Genomic DNA, 19373 nt, shown 5'->3' with positions numbered 1-19373 from the left:
GATGGGTGTCTCGCTCGCAGACAACGATCTCGACGACGACGATTTCGCCGAGACCCATGACATCAACGTCACGCCGTTCATCGACGTCATCCTGGTGCTGCTGATCATCTTCATGGTCGCAGCACCGCTCTCGACGGTCGATCTGCCGATCGACCTGCCGACGTCGACGTCGACGCCGCAGAAGAAGCCGGACAAGCCGACCTACGTCACCATCAAGCCGGATCTTTCGGTGGCGATCGGGGAGACCTTCGTCAAGCGTGTCGACCTGGTCAGTGCGCTCGACGCCACGCCGGATATGGCCAAGGACAAATACATCTTCCTGCGCGCCGATCGCGCGGTGCCCTATGGCGAGCTGATGGAGGTGCTGGAGTTCCTCAACAAGGGCGGCTATTCCAAGGTCAAGCTGGTGACGCTGGAGGGTGTCCCGGGGGCCGCACCGCCGCCGCAGGGCGCGCCGGCGACACCGCCGAAGCCGTGACGAAGGCCTGAGCCGATGTCCGATCTCGAATCGAAGACGCCGAAAACGCTATGGATCGTTGCAGGGGTGGTCGCCGTTGGGCTCCATCTCGGCGGCGCGGCGTTGGCGCTGGCCAATTTGCGCGGCGACGAACCCGACGTCATCGCCGATCCGCAAGGCATCGAGGTCGGCCTTGAGGCGATGTCGCCCAATGGCGAGCCCAGCGAGCTGCCGCCGGGGCCGGACTCGAACGAGTCTGTCGCATCGCCCGAATTGACCGAGCAGAAGGCCGAGCTCAAGGAGAGCAGCCTTCCCAAGGACATCCCGATGGAGGCCGAAGACGCCGACCGGGCCGTCACGATGAACGAGACCAAGAAGCCGGTCGAGGAGGAGACCAAGGAATCGGTTGTTCCGACGGCCGCCTCGGTGGCGTCGCCCGCCGCCGAAGCGACGGCCATGCCGACGTCGGACGCCGAGAAGAAGAGCGATCGCTCGGTTCGCATTCGCCAGGGGTGGGAAAAGGATCTGGTCGCCCATCTCGACAGGCACAAGCGCTATCCCAAGGGCCTGCTCAAGGCGGCCGAACTCTCGGTTCGGCTGACGCTCGACCGGCTCGGACATGTGGTCTCGGTTGCCATCGAAAAAGGCTCGGGCGATCCGGCCTTCGACAGCGAAGCGATCGGTATGGTCCAGCGCTCCGATCCCGTGCCAACGCCACCGCCGCTGGTCGCCGACGAGGGGCTGACCTTCGTATTGCCGGTCATTTTCCGGAAGAACGGCAAGGCCGGGAAGGGCTGAGGCCGCAGTCGAGGCGAGAGCCTCAGCGCCAGTAGTACTGGATCGAGACGTAGACCACGACCAGGCAGGCGAAGATCAGCGCGACCGGGAGGGGGCGCTTCTGGGTTCCGCCAACCGCCGTCGCCCCGAAGAAGCCGGCCTTCTTCGGCTTGGGCGCGGGGCGCCGGAAGGCGGTAACATTGTCCGCCGCCGGCTCGGCCGCCCGCGTGCGGACGTCAGGCGGGTTCCCGCCGCCGCCCATCTCCAGATAGTAGGACTTATAGAGTTCGGCGATGGTGGCCTCGGTGGCCTCGGTCTCGTTCGTCTGCTCCAGGAGCTTCTTGTAACCGGCGAGGAAGCCCTGCGCGTCCTCAGGCAGCGACGATAACCCGTTCAACTTGGCCATCATCTTCCAGGTGGCGAAATCGGCGCGGGCACGGGTGTCCGCGCGGCGCGCGATCAGCATATCGGCAGCTTTGACCAAGTTGGCCTCTAGCCCTTCGGCTTTGTCTTCAAAAGTACGGCGTGCACGGCATCAACTACGCATTGCCGGTCAGCAAGAGAACAGCTTGAATCACATAACCGGTCAACGTTCGCAGTATTGCTGAAATAACATCAAGATTTAGACCGAACTGGGAACCCGCCAAAGGCAGCAGGATCAAGAGCGCGATCAGGATCAGCATGCCGTACGGCTCGAGCCGCGCCAGGGGCAGGGCAAGCGGCCGGGGCAACAGCCCGACCGCGACCCGCCCACCGTCGAGCGGCGGGATCGGCATCATGTTGAAGACCGCCAGCACGGCGTTGATCAACAGCGCGTTCTTGAGGTTGTCGAAGATCCATTGTGCCGAGCCGGCCGGCGCCCAGGGCAGGGCGTGGAGGCCGAGGCCTGCCACGAGCGCCAGCAGGATGTTGGTGATGGGACCGGCCAAGGCGACCCAGACCATGTCGAGTCTGGGATTCTTGAGGTTGCGATAATTCACCGGGACCGGCTTGGCATAGCCGAACAGGAACGGCGAATGCGCAAACAGCAGCATCGCCGGTAGGATCACGGTGCCGAACGGATCGATGTGGCGGAGCGGGTTGAAGCTGACGCGGCCGAGCTGGAAGGCGGTGTTGTCGCCGAGACGATGCGCGACGAAGCCGTGCGCGGCCTCGTGGAAGGTGATGGCGAGCAGGACCGGCAGGACCCAGACGGAGAGGTCGTAAAGGGAAATGTTCAAATGGGGATGATCCGGTTTGCGCCTGACGGGTTCGCAGTATCACGATTCAGCGCTGCGGCGAACGGTTAGTGCTGCTCGGCAGATGTTCGCCGTCAGGACGGGATCGTCGTCTGGTGTTGCGGCAGGCCGTCGTCGAGCTTCAGCCAGTGCGGCTTTTCCTGCACCCAGATGTGCTCCGTGGGTGAAAACGCGTTGCGGTCATCGAAGGTTGCGAGCGCGACACCGGCAGCCGTGCCGTTGCGTCGCCACGAGAACAGCCGCGTGCCGCAGCGCTTGCAGAATACGCGATCGACGTTCTCCGATGATGGGTGGCGTCCAGTCTCTCCCTCAACGGCCAGTGCGGTCTGCGGAAACAGCGCGCGGGCGAAGAACGGCGAGCCCATCGCCTTCTGGCAATTGCGGCAATGGCAGATGCGCACGTTGAGCGGCTCGCCCTCGGCCTTGAACCGCACCGCGCCGCACAGGCATCCACCCTCGCGCATCATGGCATCCTCAATAGGTGGCGCGCCCGCCGGAGATATCGAACACCGCCCCCGTCGAGAACGCACAATCTTCGGATGCGAGCCAGCTCACCATCGCGGCAAGCTCTTCCACCAGCACGAAGCGCGCTTTCGGGATCTTCGACAGCATGAAGTCGATATGCTGCTGCGTCATCTGGTCGAAGATCGCGGTTTTCGCGGCCGCCGGCGTCACCGCATTCACCAGGATGTCATGCGCGGCGAGCTCCTTGCCGAGCGACTTCGTCAGCGCGATCAGGCCGGCCTTCGACGCCGAATAGTGCGACGCGTTCGGATTGCCTTCCTTGCCGGCGATCGAGGCGATGTTCACGATCCGCCCGTATTTCTGCTTGAGCATCGTCGGCACGATCGCCTTGCAGACGATGAAGGGGCCGTCGAGGTTGATGCGCAGCACCTTGCGCCACTCCTCGAGATCGGTCTCCCAGACCGGCTTGTTGACGCCGGCGATGCCGGCATTGTTGACGAGGATGTCGATCTTGCCGAAGGCGGCCAGCGTCGCGTCGCGCGCCTGCTCGACGCCTGCGGTGTCGGTGATGTCGACCTTGAAGACCTTGGTCTCGCCGCCGATTTCCTTCGCCGTCTTTTCCGCCAGCGCGGCGTCAAAGTCCCAGATCGCGACCTTGGCGCCGGAGGCGACAAAGCGCTGCGTGATGGCGCGGCCAAAGCCCTGTGCGCCGCCGGTGACGATGGCGACGCGGCCATTGAGATCGATCTTGTTCATGCTGGAAGCCTTTAGCGTCAGAGCATGTAGCCGCCGTCGACGACGAGGTCGACGCCGGTGGTGAACGCGCTTTCGTCACTGCCGAGATAGACCGCCATGGAGGCGATTTCGTCGGCGGTGCCGAGCCGGCCCATCTTTTGGCGAGAGACGAACATCTCCTTGCCCTGCGGCCCTTGCGCGGCGGCGCGGTCGAGCATCGAGGGTGTCTCGACGGTGCCCGGGCAGATGCTGTTGCAACGGATGCCCTTGGTGATGAAGTCGAGCGCAACCGCGCGGGTCAGCAGCGACACGGCAGCCTTGGACGAGCTGTAGACGTAGCGGTTCGCCGGCGGACGCAGCGCCGCGCAGGATGAGATGTTGACGATGCTGCCGCCGCCGCCCGCGAGCATGTCGGGCAGGAACGCCCTGATGGTCCGGTGCATCGACTTGACGTTGAGGTCGAACGAAAAGTCAAAATCCTCTTCCGAGCAATCCAGGATGGTGCCGTGGTGCACGAAGCCGGCTGCATTGAGCAGGATGTCGACCTTGCCGATCCGCTTGGCAAAGGCGTTGACGTCGGCGGTGTTGCGGACGTCGAGTTTTGCGACCTCGGCGATGCCTTCCTTGGTCAGGCCCGCGATGCCGGCCTCGTTGATGTCGGTGGCGATGACGGTCGCGCCTTCACGCGCAAATGCGATGGCGCATGCGCGTCCGATGCCGGCCGCTGCGGCGGTGACGATTGCGCGTTTTCTCTTGAGGCGGTCTGCCATTTTTTTTGTTCTCCTCGATCTTGTTCAATGCCGTAGCCCGGATGAGCGCGTGCGCGATATCCGGGAGCGGATATCCCGGGTGTCGCTTCGCTCACCCGGGCTACGTGTGCCTAACTCAGTGATTATCCCGCGCCACACCAAACGTGCCGGCGACGTTCTGATACCGCGTCGCGAGCTCCATGCAGGCGCCGGTCGATTGCTGGCCGACGGTGTTGCGGTAGAGCTCCTGCCACGGCGTCTGGTTCGGCGGATGCTTGAAGCCGCCACTGGCCTTCAGCTCGGCGTGGCGCTTCTTCACCTCGTCGTCCGAGATCAGGATGTTGGCGCTGCCCTTGTTGAGGTCGATGCGGACCTGGTCGCCGTTCCTGAGGATCGCGAGCCCGCCATTGGCGGCGGCTTCAGGCGAGGCATTGAGGATCGAGGGCGAGCCCGAGGTGCCGGACTGGCGGCCGTCGCCGATGCAGGGCAGGGAGTGGATGCCGCGTTTGATCAACGCCGCAGGTGGCTGCATGTTCACGACCTCGGCGCCGCCGGGATAGCCGATCGGGCCGGTGCCGCGGACGAACAGCACGCAACGCTCGTCGATGTCCAGCGACGGATCATCGATCCGCTCGTGATAATCTTCCGGTCCCTCGAACACGATGGCGCGGCCCTCGAACGCGTTGAGGTCCTTCGGGTTGTTGAGATAGCGGTCGCGAAATTCCTTGGAGATCACGCTGGTCTTCATGATGGCGGAATCGAACAGATTGCCCTTCAGCACCAGGAAGCCGGCGTCCTTCACCATCGGCTTGTCGTAAGCCCAGATCACGTCGTTGTCGGGCTTGGGCGCGTTGGCGCAATTCTCGCCGATGCCGCGGCCGTTGACCGTGACCGCATCCTCATGGATGCGCTTGTGCTTCATCAATTCGCGCACCACGGCCGGCACGCCGCCGGCGCGGTGGAATTCCTCGCCGAGATAGAAGCCGGCCGGCTGCATGTTCACCAGCAGCGGCACGTCGTGGCCGAATTTCTGCCAGTCGTCGATCGAGAGCTCCACGCCGATATGGCGCGCCAGCGCGTTGATGTGGATCGGCGCGTTGGTCGAGCCGCCGATCGCCGAATTGATCACGATGCAATTCTCGAACGCCTTGCGGGTCAGGATGTCCGACGGCTTGAGGTCTTCCCAGACCATCTCGACGGCGCGTTTTCCCGTCTCGTAGGCGATCTGGCCGCGCTCGCGATAGGGGGCGGGGATCGCGGCACAGCCGGGCAGCGAGAAGCCGAGCGCTTCGGCGAGCCCGTTCATGGTCGAGGCGGTACCCATGGTGTTGCAATGGCCGACCGACGGCGCCGAGGACGCGACGATCTCCATGAACTCTTCGTAGTCGATCTCGCCGGCGGCGAGCCGCTCGCGCGACTTCCAGACGATGGTGCCCGAACCGGTGCGCTCGCCATTGTGCCAACCGTTGAGCATCGGTCCGCCCGACAGCACGATTGCCGGCAGGTTCACGGTCGCCGCCGCCATCATGCAGGCAGGCGTGGTCTTGTCGCAGCCGGTGGTCAGCACCACGCCGTCGAGCGGATAGCCGTAGAGGATCTCGACCAGGCCGAGATAGGCGAGGTTGCGGTCGAGTGCCGCGGTCGGGCGCTTGCCGGTCTCCTGGATCGGATGGGTCGGGAATTCCATGGCAATGCCACCGGCCTCGCGGATGCCTTCACGCACCCGGTGCGCAAGCTCGATGTGATGGCGGTTGCAGGGGGAGAGGTCATTGCCGGTTTGCGCGATACCGATGATCGGCTTGCCGGACTGAAGCTCGGAGCGGGTGAGGCCGTAGTTCAAATAGCGCTCCAGATAGAGCGCCGTCATGCCCGGATTGTGCGGGTTGTTGAACCATTCCTGCGAGCGAAGATGGCGGCGGGTGCCGTTACCGGCGGGCGCATGCCCATTGGTTGGCTTTTTTGTCATTGGTTTCTCCTGCAATGCAAACGCACTGGCGTCAGTCTTGGGCGCGCGGCTTGTGTGATGCCCAATGACGCGCGCAATAGTCTGCCTGCCCGCTGGCGGGTCGTTTCCTCACAAGTTCGATACTAATCATGGCTGCTTGGTAACGCTACCATTTTGTTCGCCGGGCCTGTGCCGGAAAGGGCTGGCCTGCTGTCCGAACGCCGCAGCGACGAACTCTGGCGCTCCATCACTTTGAAGCCGAGGTCGAGCACCGGCCGCTCCGGGCGCCGGCCCTCGATCGCATCGATCAGCATGGTGGCGGCGGTCCGGCCCATCTCGTAGCGGTTGGTGCGCACGCTGGTGAGGGTGGGGACGGCCGAGGCCATGAATTCGAGGTCGTTGAATCCGATGATCGCGATCTGCTCGGGGATCGCGATCTCGCGGCGGCGGCATTCGAAGAGCACGCCGAGCGCAAGGTCGTCATTAGCGCAGAACACCGCATCGAGATCCGGCGCCTTGGCCAGGAGATCGGTGAACAGCGCGCCGCCGAGCGTGACCGAGGTCGGTGTCGCCGTTGCGACGATCAGGCGCGGGTCGAACAGGCCCGCATCTTTCATGGCGGCCTGGTAGCCGTCGAGCCGCCGCTGCACCCTTGGGTCCATCCGCGCGCCGACGAATCCGATCTTGCGGTGGCCTTGCCCGAACAGATGGTCAAGCGCGGCACGCGCTGCATCATAGTGCGAAAAGCCGATCATCATGTCGACCGGGTTGGGCCCGATCTCCATGATCTGCACGATCGGGCAGTCGGCCGCTTCCAGCATCGCACGCGATTCCGTGGTCTGGTCGATCCCGGTCACGATCAGCCCGGCCGGCTTCTGCGCAAGAAAGATGCGCAGCAGCTTCTCCTCCTGGAGAATGCTGTAGCGTGTGTTGGACAATTGGATCGAGTAACGACTGTCTTCGGACGCATGGTAGATGCCGCGCAGCACGTCCGAGAACACATTGTTGGTCAGTGACGGAATCAAGACACCGATCACTTCCGTGCGCTGCGAGGCCAGTGCGCGTGCCGCCAGGTTCGGCACATAGCCGAGCTCCCTGGCCGCGCTGTCGACCCGCGTCCGCTTGGCGACCGACAGCGCCTCCGGATTGCGGAAGAAGCGGGAGGCCGTAATCGGGCTGACCCCAGCGAGTTCGGCGACTTCTGCCAGCCGGATTTTGCCAGACTTGGTGCGCTTTCGACCCATTTGCTGCTCTTAACACACTCACTCCCGCAAACAAAGGAACGTTGACAGCGCTACCAGCAACGACTAACCAAAGACAAATTGCCAAAACCGCACAAACTGCCGACAATGTCGCCTGCTAAGAGCGGGCTTCGTATCGGCGAAGTTCAGAAAAACAAGACGGTGGCGGCGCCACAGGTGCGTCGCCTGCGTCGGAGGAGGGAGCTAGATGTCGTCTGTGCAAATCCGCGACGTGCGGAAATCGTTCGGCAATTTTGAAGTCCTGCACGGCGTCTCGATTCCGATCGAGGATGGCCAGTTTGTCGTCCTGGTTGGCCCCTCCGGCTGCGGCAAGTCGACGCTTCTGCGCATGCTCGCAGGCCTCGAGAACATCACCTCCGGCACGATCTCGATCGGCGACCGCGTCGTCAACAATGTCCAGCCCAAGGAGCGGGACATTGCGATGGTGTTTCAGAACTACGCGCTCTATCCGCACATGACCGTCGGCGAGAACATGGGTTTCTCGCTGAAGCTGCGGAATGCGGGCTCGGACGAGATCAACAAGCGCGTCAAGCGCGCCGCCGAAATTCTCGCGCTGTCGCCGCTGCTCGATCGCTATCCGCGCCAGCTCTCCGGCGGCCAGCGCCAGCGCGTCGCCATGGGCCGCGCCATCGTGCGCGATCCCCAGGTGTTTCTGTTCGACGAACCCCTGTCGAACCTCGATGCCAAGCTGCGCGTCGCCATGCGCACCGAGATCAAGGAGCTGCACCAGCGGCTGAAGACCACGACCGTCTACGTCACCCACGACCAGATCGAGGCCATGACCATGGCCGACAAGATCGTCGTCATGCATGACGGCATCGTCGAGCAGATGGGCACGCCGCTCGAGCTCTACGACAAGCCGGAAAACCAGTTCGTCGCCGGCTTCATCGGCTCTCCCGCCATGAATTTCCTGAAAGGCCACGTCCGGGTCAACGGCGTTGCCACCTTCGAAGGGCCGAACGGCGTCAAGCTGCCGCTCGCGACTGCGCCGACCGCGTCCGACGGTCGGCCCGCGGTCTATGGCGTCCGTCCCGAGCATTTCACCATCGCTGACGACGGCGCCGAGGCCGAGATCGTCGTGGTCGAGCCGACCGGCTCGGAGACCCAGGTGTTCGCCAAGGTCGGCGGCGAGCAGGTTGTTGCCATCTTCCGCGAACGCCACCAGTTCAATCCTGGCGACAAGATCAGGCTGAAGCCCGACCCGTCGCTGGTGCATCTGTTTGACGAGGCGACAGGTAAACGCATGTAGCGACGTAAGACCAAACCAATACAAATATAAAAAATCAGGGAGAGAACGATGAGCGATTTCAACAGGCGTAGTGTGCTTAAAGCCAGCCTGGGCGGCGCAGCCTTGCTCGCCGGCCCCGGCATCGTTCCAGTCCGCGCGGCGGAGTGGACCAACACGCCGGAGCCGAATGCCTCCATCCGCGTGCTGCGCTGGAAGCAGTTCATTCAGGCCGAGTTCGACAAGTTCGCCGAGCAGACCAAGAAGTTCTCCGAGAAGACCGGCATCAAGGTGAAGTTGGAGGCCGAGAGCTGGGAAGACATCCGGCCGAAGGCCGCGGTCGCCGCCAATGTCGGCGCCGGTCCCGATCTCATCGTCGGCACGCTCGACGATCCCTTCAAATTCCCCGAGAAGCTGATCGACATGACTGACGTCGCCGACTATCTCGGCGCGCAGTATGGCGGCTGGTATCCGGTTGCCGAGCGTTACGGCAAGAAGGGCAACAGCTGGATCGCGATTCCGCAGGGCGCGACCGGCGGCTGCCTGAACTACCGCATCAGCCACGTGAAGGCCGCAGGCTTCGACGAATTCCCGAAGGACACCGACGGCTTCCTCAAGCTCTGCCAGGCGTTGAAGAAGAACAACACGCCGGCCGGCTTCGCGCTCGGCCATGCCACGGGCGACGCCAACGGCTGGTGCCAGTGGGCGCTGTGGGCGTTCGGCGGCAAGGTCGTCAACGACAAGAACGAGGTCGTCATCGACTCGCCGGAGACGATCGCCGCGATCGAATACGTCAAGCAGCTCTATGCGACGTTCATTCCGGGCGTGCTGTCGTGGAACGACTCGAACAACAACAAGGCGTTCCTCAACGGCGAGCTCAGTCTCACCCTGAACGGCATTTCGATCTGGACCGTCGGCAAGAACTCCCCTGATCCCAAGCAGCAGGAGATCGCCAAGGACATGAACCACGCGCCGATGCCGATCGGGCCCGTGGGCGTGTCGACCGAGCAGCAGAACGTGCTGGTCTATTACGGCTACAAGCACTCGAAGTATCCGAAGGCGGTCAAGGAATTCATCAAGTTCATGATGGACAAGGAGAACTACGACGCGTGGGAGGTTGCCTCCAACGGCTACGTCTCGCCGCCGCTCCCGGCCTATAACGACAACCCGGTCTGGACCTCCGATCCAAAGATCACACCGTATCGCGACTGCCTGAAGCGCTGCCGCGACAACGGCTACGCCGGCGATCTCGGCTATGCCTCGGCCGCCGTCATGGGCGACTTCGTCGTGGTCGATATGTTCGCGGAAGCGGCCGCCGGACAGGTCACGCCGAAGGAAGCAGCCGCCCGCGCCGCCGAGCGCGCCAAGCGCTACTATCAGGTCTGATCAGCCACAGACGGCGGCGTCCAGTTCGCTGGGCGCCGCCGTCGTCGTTCTGTGAGGGAAGTCCGACATGGCAGTTATGGCCGAGCCCATCGCCGCGCAGATCAAGCGCAGCAGCCTGTGGTCCAGAGCGTTCGAAAGCCGAAACTTTCTCGGCGCGATGTTCATGGTGCCGGCAATTGCCATCCTCATTCTGTTTCTGGCTTATCCTCTGTTGCTGGGCTTGTGGCTCGGCATGACCGATACCAAGATCGGCGGCGTCGGCCGTTACATCGGCTTCGGAAACTTCGTCTCGCTCGCGAAGGACTCCGTGTTCTGGCTATCGGTGTTCAACACCATCTTCTACACGGTGGCCGCCAGCATCATAAAATTCGCCATCGGACTTTACCTGGCGCTGCTGCTCAATGAGCGGCTGCCGTTCAAGTCGATCGTCAGGGCGATCGTGCTGCTGCCATTCGTGGTGCCGACGGTGCTCTCGGCCATCGCGTTCTGGTGGATCTACGACAGCCAGTTCTCGATCATCTCCTGGGTGCTGATCAAGGCCGGCCTGATCACGCATTACATCGACTTTCTCGGCGATCCCTGGAACGCGCGTTGGTCGGTGGTGGTCGCCAATATCTGGCGCGGCGTGCCCTTCGTCGCGATCACGCTGCTGGCCGGACTCCAGACCATCTCGCCCTCGCTCTATGAGGCCGCCAATCTCGACGGCGCCACCAATCTACAGCGCTTCCGCCACATCACGCTGCCGATGCTGTCGCCGATCATCGCGGTGGTGATGACATTCTCGGTGCTGATGACCTTCACCGACTTCCAGCTCATCTACACCATCACGCGCGGCGGGCCGATCAACTCCACGCATCTGATGGCGACGCTGTCGTTCCAGCGCGCCATCACCGGCGGCAATCTCGGCGAGGGCGCGGCGATCTCGAACGCAATGATCCCGTTTCTGGTCGCGGCGATCCTGTTGAGCTTCTTCGGACTTCAGCGCTCCCGCTGGCAGCAGGGCGGAAGGGACTGACCATGAGCACCGCGGACGACCAAACCGTCGGAATGTCCTACCTGGAAAGTTTTCCGCGGAAGTTTCTTCGCGTCTACCTTCCGCTCGGCCTGATCATGGTCTTCCTGCTGTTTCCGTTCTATTGGATGACGGTCGCGACCTTCAAGCCGGACGCGGAGATGTACGATTACGAGAAGTACAATCCGTTCTGGATCGTACATCCGACGTTCGAGCACATCACGAAGCTGTTCTTCGAGACCGACTATCCGCTGTGGATGTGGAACACCGTGATCGTCTCGGTGTGCTCGACCTTCATCTCGCTGTTTGCCAGCGTCTGCGCGGCCTATGCGATCGAGCGTCTCCGCTACAAGGGGTCACGCTACGTCGGCCTGGCGATTTTCCTCGGCTACCTGGTGCCGCCGTCGATCCTGTTCATTCCGCTGGCCGCGATTGTGTTCCAGCTCGGCCTGTTCGACGGCAATCTGGCGCTGATCCTGACCTATCCGACCTTCTTGATCCCGTTCTGCACCTGGCTCCTGATGGGCTATTTCCGCACCATTCCCTATGAGCTGGAGGAGTGCGCGCTGATCGACGGGGCCACGCGGCTCCAGATCCTCACCAAGATCACGCTGCCGCTGTCGCTTCCGGGGGTGATCTCGGCCGGCATCTTCGCCTTTACGTTGTCGTGGAATGAGTTCATTTACGCGCTGACCTTCATTTCCTCGTCCGAGAACAAGACGATCCCCGTCGGCGCGATCACCGAGCTCGTCAATGGCGACGTCTACCATTGGGGCGCGCTGATGGCGGCGGCCCTGACTGGCTCGGTCCCAGTAGTTATCCTTTATTCCTTCTTCGTGGAGTATTATGTGTCGGCGATGACCGGCGCCGTGAAGGAATGATCGCGGGGCCTGCCTTGAGAGCGCGCCAAAAGAACGCACCAGCAGCGGTGCGTTCCGGCCAATAAAAAGGAGTAGGCTCTTGCACATTCTGGTTCTGGGCGCCGCCGGCATGGTTGGCCGCAAATTGTGTGAACGGCTGTTGCGCGACGGCCGGCTCGGCAAGAGCGAGATCACCAAGCTCACCATGCATGACGTGGTCGAGCCGAAGAAGCCGGAGAAGGCGGGCTTTGCCGTCGAGACCGTGTCGGGCGATTTCGCCGTGCCCGGTGCTGCCGAAAAGCTGGTCGCCGGCCGCCCCGACGTCATCTTCCATCTCGCCGCGATCGTCTCGGGCGAGGCCGAGCTGGATTTCGACAAGGGCTACCGCATCAATCTCGACGGCACACGGATGCTGCTCGACGCTGTCAGGCTTGCCGGCGGCGGCTACAAGCCGCGCGTGGTCTTCACCTCCTCGATCGCGGTGTTCGGCGCGCCGTTCCCGGAAGCCATCGGCGACGAGTTCTTCCACACGCCGCTTTTGAGCTACGGCACCCAGAAGGCGATCGGCGAGCTGCTGCTCGCAGACTATTCCCGCCGCGGCTTCCTCGACGGCATCGGCATCCGCCTGCCGACCATCTGCATCCGGCCCGGTCTGCCCAACAAAGCGGCATCGGGCTTCTTCTCCAACATCCTGCGCGAGCCGCTGGCCGGCAAGGAGGTCGTGCTGCCGGTCTCCGAGGACGTGCGCCACTGGCACGCCACGCCGCGCTCCGCCGTCGGCTTCCTGCTCCATGCCGGCACCATGGATCTCGCGACCGTCGGCCCGCGCCGCAACCTCACCATGCCGGGCCTGTCAGCCACGGTCGGCGAGCAGATCGCGGCCTTGAAGCGTGTTGCGGGCGACAAGGTCGCCGCGCGCATCAAGCGAGAGCCCGATCCCTTCATCATCGGCATCGTCGGTGGCTGGCCGCGCAATTTCAATGCAAAGCGGTCGCTCGAGCTCGGCTTCACCACCGCCGAGAAGACCTTTGACGATATCATCCGCATTCACATCGAAGACGAGCTCGGCGGCAACTTCGTCGCCTGATCTGTGACTGAGCGGGTAAAGTGATGGCGAGCGTTGCTTGCATCGGCGAATGCATGGTCGAGCTCCGGCAGGCCCAAGGTGGGCAGTCTTCGGGACAGTCTGCCGGGCAGGGCGGCGGGCTGTACTCGCGCGGCTTCGGCGGTGATACCCTGAACACCGCGGTCTATCTGGCGCGGCTCGAGGTCAAGGTCGATTATCTCACCGCGCTCGGCGACGACGGCTTGAGCGATGAGATGATCGCGGCCTGGACCGCCGAGGGCGTCGGCACCCGGCGCGTGCTGCGTCTGCCGGGCAAGCTGCCTGGCCTCTACATGATCCAGACGGATGCGAAGGGCGAGCGCCAGTTCTTCCACTGGCGCGACAGCGCGGCGGCACGCCGGCTGATGGATCTGCCGGAGACGGACGAGATCCTCAATTCGCTGATGAGCTACGACATCGTCTATCTCTCCGCCATCACGCTCTCGATCTACGAGGCGGCCGGGCGCGAGCGCCTGTTCGCGGCGATCAAGCGCGCGCGCCTGCTTGGTACACGCTTCGTGTTCGACACCAATTTCCGCGCGCGCGGCTGGCCCGACCGCGACGTCGCCCGCGAGGTCTTTGCCTCAGCGTTTGCGGCCGCTGACATCGCCCTGACTTCGACTGAGGATCTGCTCGCGCTCTATCCCGGTGAAAGCCATGAGCAACTGATGGCGCGCATCCCCACGCCCGAGCTCGTATTCCGGCTCGCCGAGCCGGTGAGCCTGCTGCGCTTTTCCGGGGCGACCCGCGAGGTCCGCGCCGAGCCCATGACCAAGCCGGTGGTCGACACCACGGCGGCCGGCGACAGTTTTGCTGCGGCCTATATCGCGGCCCGGCTCGGCGGTTCCGACCCGGTCGAGGCCGCCCAGGCCGGGCATCGCCTCGCCAGCCTCGTGATCTGCTATCCCGGCGCCATCATTCCGGGCTATGCCATGCCGCCGAAGAAGCGGCACCGGCCAGCGAGTTCTCGCCAGGCAACCAAGTAAAGAAGCGACAACGATGACCACGACTGCCCAACAGAACCACCTCGTCGCGCTGTTCAAGGCTGCGACTGTTATTCCCGTCCTCACCATCGAGCGTATCCAGGATGCTGTGCCGCTGGCGCGTGCGCTGGTTGCAGGCGGCGTCCGCACGCTGGAGGTGACCATGCGCACCCCTGTTGCGATCGAGGCCGCAAGGGCGATGATGGCCGAAGTCCCCGACGCGGTCGTCGGCATCGGCACGATTCTCAATCCGGCCGACTTCGTCCGTGTCGAGAAGCTCGGCGTCGCGTTCGGCATCAGCCCGGGCCTGACCCCCGATCTCCTGAAGGCCGCGGCCCATAGCTCCCTGCCGTTCGCGCCGGGCATCGCCACCGCGTCCGAACTGATGATGGCGCTGTCCCACGGTTTCGACGTGGCAAAATTCTTCCCGGCCGAGCAGGCCGGCGGCATCAAGGGCCTGCGCGCGCTCGGCGGTCCGTTCCCGAACGTGCGGTTCTGCCCGACCGGCGGCGTCGGCGAGGCCAATGCGGCGACCTGGCTTGCCGAGCCCAATGTGGTGGCGGTCGGCGGTTCCTGGCTGTGCCCGACGGCGGAGATCAGGGCCGGCAACTGGGCCGGCATAACTGCCATCTGCGAGCGCACGCTGAAGGCCCTGAAAGCCACGTGAAGTCTTGCCATCCTTGGGCTAAGACTTAGGTCAGTAAGAGATCCTAGGGAGAACAACCATGACCGCCAGCATCGTCGGATGGGCGCATACGCCGTTCGGAAAGTTCGACACCGAAACCGTCGAAAGCCTCGTCACCCGCGTTGCCAATGAGGCGATGGCCGATGCCGGCATTTCCGCGTCCGACGTCGACGAAATCGTGCTCGGCCATTTCAACGCTGGCTTCTCGCCGCAGGATTTCACCGCTTCGCTGGTGCTCCAGGCCGACCCGAAGCTGCGCTTCAAGCCGACCACCCGCGTCGAGAACGCCTGCGCGACTGGCTCGGCCGCCGTGCACCAGGGCGTGCGTGCGATCGCCGCAGGCGCCGCCAAAATCGTGCTGGTCGTCGGCGTCGAGCAGATGACGCGCACGCCGAGCGCCGAGATCGGCAAGAACCTGCTCAAGGCTTCGTATCTGCCGGAAGACGGCGACACTGTCGGCGGCTTCGCCGGCGTGTTCGGCAAGATCGCCAGCTCCTATTTCCAGAAATACGGCGACCAGTCCGATGCGCTGGCGCTGATCGCGGCCAAGAACCACAAGAACGGCGTCGCCAATCCCTTCGCCCAGATGCGCAAGGATTTCGGCTTCGAGTTCTGCCGCGCCGAGAGCGAGAAGAACCCTTACGTTGCCGGCCCCCTGAAGCGGACCGACTGCTCGCTGGTCTCCGACGGTGCCGCGGCGCTGATTTTGGCTGATGCCGAAACCGCCAAGGGCATGAGCAAGTCGATCGGCTTCCGCGCCACCGCGCACGCGCAGGACTTCTTGCCGATGTCCAAGCGCGACATCCTCGCGTTCGAAGGCTGCACGGTTGCCTGGCAGCGCGCGCTGGAGCAGGCGGGCGTTGCGCTCACCGATCTCTCCTTCGTCGAGACCCATGACTGCTTCACCGTCGCCGAGCTGATCGAATACGAAGCGATGGGCCTGACGCCGAAGGGGCAGGGCGCCCGCGCGATCAAGGAAGGCTGGACGCTCAAGGACGGCAAGCTGCCGGTCAATCCGTCCGGCGGGTTGAAGGCCAAGGGCCATCCGATCGGCGCCACCGGCGTCTCCATGCACGTGATGACCGCGATGCAGCTCGCCGGCCAGGCGCCCGAGGGCATGCAGATCAAAAATGCAAAACTCGGCGGCATTTTTAATATGGGTGGCGCCGCGGTCGCCAACTACGTCTCCGTGCTGGAGCCGCTGAAGTAGGTTCGCGTAGGGTGGGCAAAGGCGCGAAAGCGCCGTGCCCACCTTCTTTCTTGCGCTAGATCATGGTGGGCACGCTTCGCTTTGCCCGCCCTACGGCTCCTGATTGATTTGCAGGTGCATCATGAGCAACGACGACTACCTCTCATTGGACCAACTCAACGATCGCATCGCGATCCTCGAGGACAATATCAGGCAGCTGATCGAGCAGGCTGCTGCCGCCTCCGGCGAGCAGAACGAGGCGCGCATCGCCGACCGCATCAACGCGCAGAATGACGAACTCGACCGGCTCTTGAAGGTCCGCGAATCCCGCCAGAAGAAATAGCGGACGCATGCGGCCATACGCAGGCCGCTCTTGCGCGCACGGCATCACTGCCGTTAGCTGGACCGAAATCGCGGGCCGATCTCGGCTTGCGCAATCGGGAGTGAACGATGGGGCCGCTGAAGGGCATCAAGGTCATCGACATGACGACTGTGCTGATGGGCCCCTATGCCACCCAGATGCTCGGCGACTACGGCGCCGACATCATCAAGGTGGAATCGCTCGACGGCGACGTCACCCGCCTGATCGGCCCGATGCGTCATGCCGGCATGGGGCCGGTGTTCCTCAACACCAACCGCAGCAAGCGCTCGATCTGCCTCGACCTGAAGAAGCCCGCCGGCCGCGAGGCCGTGCTGCGGCTTTTGAAGGACGCCGATGTGCTGGTCTACAATGTCCGCCCGCAAGCGATGGCGCGGCTTCAGCTCGGCTATGACGTCGTCTCGAAAATCAATCCGCGCCTCGTCTATGCCGGCGTGTTCGGCTTCGGCCAGGACGGTCCCTATGCCGCAAAACCTGCCTATGACGATTTGATCCAGGGCGCAACCGCGCTGCCGGCGCTGATGGCGCAGACCGGCGACGGCGTGCCGCGCTACGTGCCGAACGCCCTGGTCGACCGCATCGTCGGCCTCACTGCCGTCGGCGCGATCTGCGCCAGCCTGGTGCATCGAGATCGCACCGGGCGCGGCCAGCGCGTCGACATCCCGATGTTCGAGACCATGGCGGGGTTCGTCATGGGCGATCATATGGGCGGGCTGACCTACGAGCCGCCGCTCGACAAGGGCGGCTACGCCCGCCACCTCTCGCGCGACCGCAGGCCCTACAAGACGTCGGACGGCTATCTCAGCGTCATCGTGTACAACGACAAGCAGTGGAATAGTTTCTTTGAAGCGACCGGCCGCGACGATCTGCGCGCCGATCCAAAATTCGCGACCTTCGCCGGCCGCGCCGCCAATATCGACGTCGTCTACGCCGAGCTCGCACGCATCTTCGAGACGCGCACCACCGCGGAATGGATCGATCTGCTCACCAAGGCCGACGTGCCGGTGATGCCGATGCATGATTTGCAGGGTGTGCTCCACGACGAGCATCTGGAAGCGACGAACTTCTTCCCCGTCGTGAACCATCCGACCGAAGGGCCGATCCGGAGCATGAAGGTGACGGCCACCTGGTCCGAGACCGAGGCCGAACCGGTGCGGCTGGCGCCGCAGCTCAACGAGCACGGCGCGGAGATTTTACACGAGATCGGCTACTCCCAGGACGAGATCGCCGCAATGGTCCGTGATGGCGTCACCCGTTCGCCGCCCCTGAATGACGATGCACAGGTGCGCCCATGAGCTTCATCACCGGCGTCGGCCTCACATCTTACGGCAAGCACGAAGGCTCATCCTCGCTCGACCTCATGAGCAGGGCGGCGCAAGCCGCGCTCGACGATGCCGGGCTGAAGCGTTCGGACATCGACGGCATCCTCTGCGGCTACTCTACGGTGTCGCCGCACATCATGCTGGCGACCGTGTTCGCCGAACATTTCGGCATCCGGCCGTCTTACGCCCACGCGGTGCAAGTCGGCGGCGCCACGGGGCTCGCGATGACGATGCTCGCGCATCACCTCGTCGACGCCGGCGTCGCGCGCAACGTGCTCGTCGTCGCCGGCGAGAACCGTCTCACTGGGCAGAGCCGCGATGCCTCGATCCAGGCCTTGGCGCAGGTCGGCCATCCCGATTACGAGGTGCCGCTGGGGCCGACCATCCCTGCCTACTACGGCCTCGTAGCCACCCGCTACATGCACGAATATGGCGTGACGGAAGAAGACCTTGCCGAGTTCGCCGTGCTGATGCGCACGCACGCCTGCACCCATCCCGGCGCGCAATTCCACGATCCCATCACCGTCGCCGACGTCATGGCGTCGAAGCCGGTGGCGATGCCGCTCAAATTGCTCGATTGCTGTCCGGTATCCGACGGCGGAGCGGCCTTCGTCATCAGCCGCGAGCGCAGCGGGGAGCTAGGGGTGCGCATCCGCGGCTGCGCCCAGGCCCATACCCATCAGCATGTCACCGCTGCGCCCGGCTTAAGCGAGCTCGGTGCCGAGATCTCGATCGCTCGCGCCAGGGAAGCCACCGGCCTTGCGATCTCGGACGTACGCTACGCCGCGATCTACGACAGCTTTACCATCACGCTCGCGATGCTGCTGGAAGACCTCGGCCTCGCCGGTCGCGGCGAGGCGGCAGCCCGTGTGCGCGCCGGCCATTTCAGCCGCGACGGCGCGATGCCGCTGAATACGCACGGCGGCCTGCTCAGCTACGGCCATTGCGGCGTCGGCGGCGCGATGGCGCATCTGGTCGAGGCGCATTTGCAGATGACGGGACGGGCCGCTCACCGTCAGGTGCGCGACGCCTCGATCGCGTTGCTTCATGGCGACGGCGGCGTGCTGTCGTCACATGTCAGCATGTTCCTGGAGCGGGTGCGATGAGCAGCAGCGAACGAATCGCCGATTGGACCAAGGGCGAAGAGGCCATCACCTACCAGACCTGTGGCGCATGCGGCCATGTGCAGTATTTCCACCGCGCCTTCTGCGCGGCCTGCGGCGCGTCGGATCCGCGCGAGGCGCGCGCCAGCGGCAAGGGCAGGGTGTACGCGACCTCGCTGGTCTGCCGTGCCGCGACGCCCGAGACGCGCGCGCATGTGCCGTACAACATCGTGCTGGTCGATTGCGCCGAGGGATTTCGCATGATGGCGCATGGCGAGAACGGTCTCGCCATTGGCGACGAGGTCGATGCGAGCTTCGCGGCGTTCGCCGGAAAGCTCGTGCCATTTTTCACGAGAAGGAAATAGGTGGGATTCGTCATTCGGGGGCGGTCCAAAGGACCGAGCCTGGAACGGGAATTCTGGGCCTGGCTTGTGCGAGAGCCACCCCGGAATGACGAAAACTCTTACAACTCTAGCTAACGCCCGTAGAACAATAT

At 64.0% G+C, this 19373-nt stretch carries 21 protein-coding genes; 14 read left to right on the top strand and 7 right to left on the bottom strand.

Going from position 1 to position 19373, the window contains the following annotated elements; genetic code table 11:
* The first annotated feature begins 1 nt into the window (after position 1).
* Both exbD and UP06_RS03845 read left to right on the top strand, forming a co-directional pair.
* The gene (gene exbD / locus UP06_RS03850) at positions 2-478 is read left to right on the top strand and encodes a TonB system transport protein ExbD (protein WP_045000626.1); all 477 of its coding nucleotides are present in this window, start codon (positions 2-4) and stop codon (positions 476-478) included.
* A 15-nt stretch (positions 479-493) separates the two neighbouring features.
* A complete protein-coding gene (locus tag UP06_RS03845; RefSeq protein WP_045000624.1) occupies positions 494-1255 on the top strand; it encodes a TonB family protein in 762 nt (253 codons plus the stop codon).
* Between the two features lie 22 nt (positions 1256-1277).
* Here UP06_RS03845 and UP06_RS03840 read toward each other — a convergent pair whose 3' ends face one another.
* The 7 genes from UP06_RS03840 to gntR form a co-directional block, all read right to left on the bottom strand.
* A complete protein-coding gene (locus UP06_RS03840; RefSeq protein WP_045001145.1) occupies positions 1278-1700 on the bottom strand; it encodes a hypothetical protein in 423 nt (140 codons plus the stop codon).
* Between the two features lie 73 nt (positions 1701-1773).
* Complete coding sequence (locus UP06_RS03835) at positions 1774-2454, bottom strand: site-2 protease family protein (protein WP_045000622.1); 681 nt, start codon at positions 2452-2454, stop codon at positions 1774-1776.
* Positions 2455-2546: 92 nt separating this feature from the next.
* Complete coding sequence (locus UP06_RS03830) at positions 2547-2939, bottom strand: GFA family protein (protein ID WP_045000620.1); 393 nt, start codon at positions 2937-2939, stop codon at positions 2547-2549.
* A gap of 7 nt (positions 2940-2946) precedes the next feature.
* On the bottom strand, positions 2947-3693 hold the full coding sequence (locus UP06_RS03825; RefSeq protein WP_045000618.1) for an SDR family NAD(P)-dependent oxidoreductase: 747 nt from the start codon (positions 3691-3693) through the stop codon (positions 2947-2949).
* Positions 3694-3710: 17 nt separating this feature from the next.
* Positions 3711-4442, bottom strand: coding sequence for an SDR family oxidoreductase (locus UP06_RS03820; RefSeq protein ID WP_045000616.1), 732 nt, complete (start codon positions 4440-4442; stop codon positions 3711-3713).
* 115 nt (positions 4443-4557) lie between these two features.
* Entirely contained in the window at positions 4558-6387 is a 1830-nt protein-coding gene (locus tag UP06_RS03815) for an IlvD/Edd family dehydratase (protein WP_045000614.1), read from the bottom strand.
* A 122-nt stretch (positions 6388-6509) separates the two neighbouring features.
* Positions 6510-7610 carry an HTH-type transcriptional regulator GntR gene (gene gntR, locus UP06_RS03810; protein ID WP_045000612.1) on the bottom strand — a complete coding sequence of 367 codons (1101 nt, stop codon included), beginning with the start codon at positions 7608-7610 and terminating at the stop codon, positions 6510-6512.
* 205 nt (positions 7611-7815) lie between these two features.
* On the opposite strand from gntR, the gene UP06_RS03805 reads away from it, so the two are divergent.
* The 12 genes from UP06_RS03805 (at position 7816) to UP06_RS03750 (ending at position 19242) form a co-directional block, all read left to right on the top strand.
* A complete protein-coding gene (locus UP06_RS03805; RefSeq protein ID WP_045000610.1) occupies positions 7816-8877 on the top strand; it encodes an ABC transporter ATP-binding protein in 1062 nt (353 codons plus the stop codon).
* Positions 8878-8925: 48 nt separating this feature from the next.
* Positions 8926-10239, top strand: a complete 1314-nt coding sequence (locus UP06_RS03800; protein ID WP_045000608.1) for an ABC transporter substrate-binding protein — start codon at positions 8926-8928, stop codon at positions 10237-10239.
* Positions 10240-10306: 67 nt separating this feature from the next.
* Positions 10307-11254 carry a carbohydrate ABC transporter permease gene (locus UP06_RS03795; RefSeq protein ID WP_082078458.1) on the top strand — a complete coding sequence of 316 codons (948 nt, stop codon included), beginning with the start codon at positions 10307-10309 and terminating at the stop codon, positions 11252-11254.
* Positions 11255-11256: 2 nt separating this feature from the next.
* Positions 11257-12132 carry a carbohydrate ABC transporter permease gene (locus UP06_RS03790; RefSeq protein WP_045000604.1) on the top strand — a complete coding sequence of 292 codons (876 nt, stop codon included), beginning with the start codon at positions 11257-11259 and terminating at the stop codon, positions 12130-12132.
* A 79-nt stretch (positions 12133-12211) separates the two neighbouring features.
* Entirely contained in the window at positions 12212-13198 is a 987-nt protein-coding gene (gene denD / locus UP06_RS03785; protein ID WP_045000602.1) for a D-erythronate dehydrogenase, read from the top strand.
* 23 nt (positions 13199-13221) lie between these two features.
* On the top strand, positions 13222-14202 hold the full coding sequence (locus UP06_RS03780) for a sugar kinase (protein ID WP_045000600.1): 981 nt from the start codon (positions 13222-13224) through the stop codon (positions 14200-14202).
* 13 nt (positions 14203-14215) lie between these two features.
* On the top strand, positions 14216-14866 hold the full coding sequence (gene eda, locus UP06_RS03775) for a bifunctional 4-hydroxy-2-oxoglutarate aldolase/2-dehydro-3-deoxy-phosphogluconate aldolase (protein ID WP_045000598.1): 651 nt from the start codon (positions 14216-14218) through the stop codon (positions 14864-14866).
* A gap of 58 nt (positions 14867-14924) precedes the next feature.
* On the top strand, positions 14925-16094 hold the full coding sequence (locus tag UP06_RS03770) for an acetyl-CoA acetyltransferase (RefSeq protein WP_045000596.1): 1170 nt from the start codon (positions 14925-14927) through the stop codon (positions 16092-16094).
* A 121-nt stretch (positions 16095-16215) separates the two neighbouring features.
* Entirely contained in the window at positions 16216-16416 is a 201-nt protein-coding gene (locus UP06_RS03765) for a hypothetical protein (protein WP_045000594.1), read from the top strand.
* 107 nt (positions 16417-16523) lie between these two features.
* A complete protein-coding gene (locus UP06_RS03760; RefSeq protein ID WP_045000592.1) occupies positions 16524-17747 on the top strand; it encodes a CaiB/BaiF CoA transferase family protein in 1224 nt (407 codons plus the stop codon).
* Positions 17744-18880, top strand: coding sequence for a thiolase family protein (locus UP06_RS03755; protein WP_045000590.1), 1137 nt, complete (start codon positions 17744-17746; stop codon positions 18878-18880). Before UP06_RS03760 ends, UP06_RS03755 begins: the two co-directional genes overlap by 4 nt.
* On the top strand, positions 18877-19242 hold the full coding sequence (locus UP06_RS03750; protein ID WP_045000588.1) for a Zn-ribbon domain-containing OB-fold protein: 366 nt from the start codon (positions 18877-18879) through the stop codon (positions 19240-19242). The genes UP06_RS03755 and UP06_RS03750 overlap by 4 nt, the downstream gene beginning before the upstream one ends.
* Positions 19243-19373 lie beyond the last annotated feature (131 nt).

The sequence above is a fragment of the Bradyrhizobium sp. LTSP857 genome, assembly GCF_000938285.1.
Taxonomy (GTDB): Bacteria; Pseudomonadota; Alphaproteobacteria; order Rhizobiales; family Xanthobacteraceae; genus Bradyrhizobium.
The sequence above is the reverse complement of the archived record's forward strand: the minus strand, read 5'-3'. Positions and strand labels throughout refer to the sequence as shown.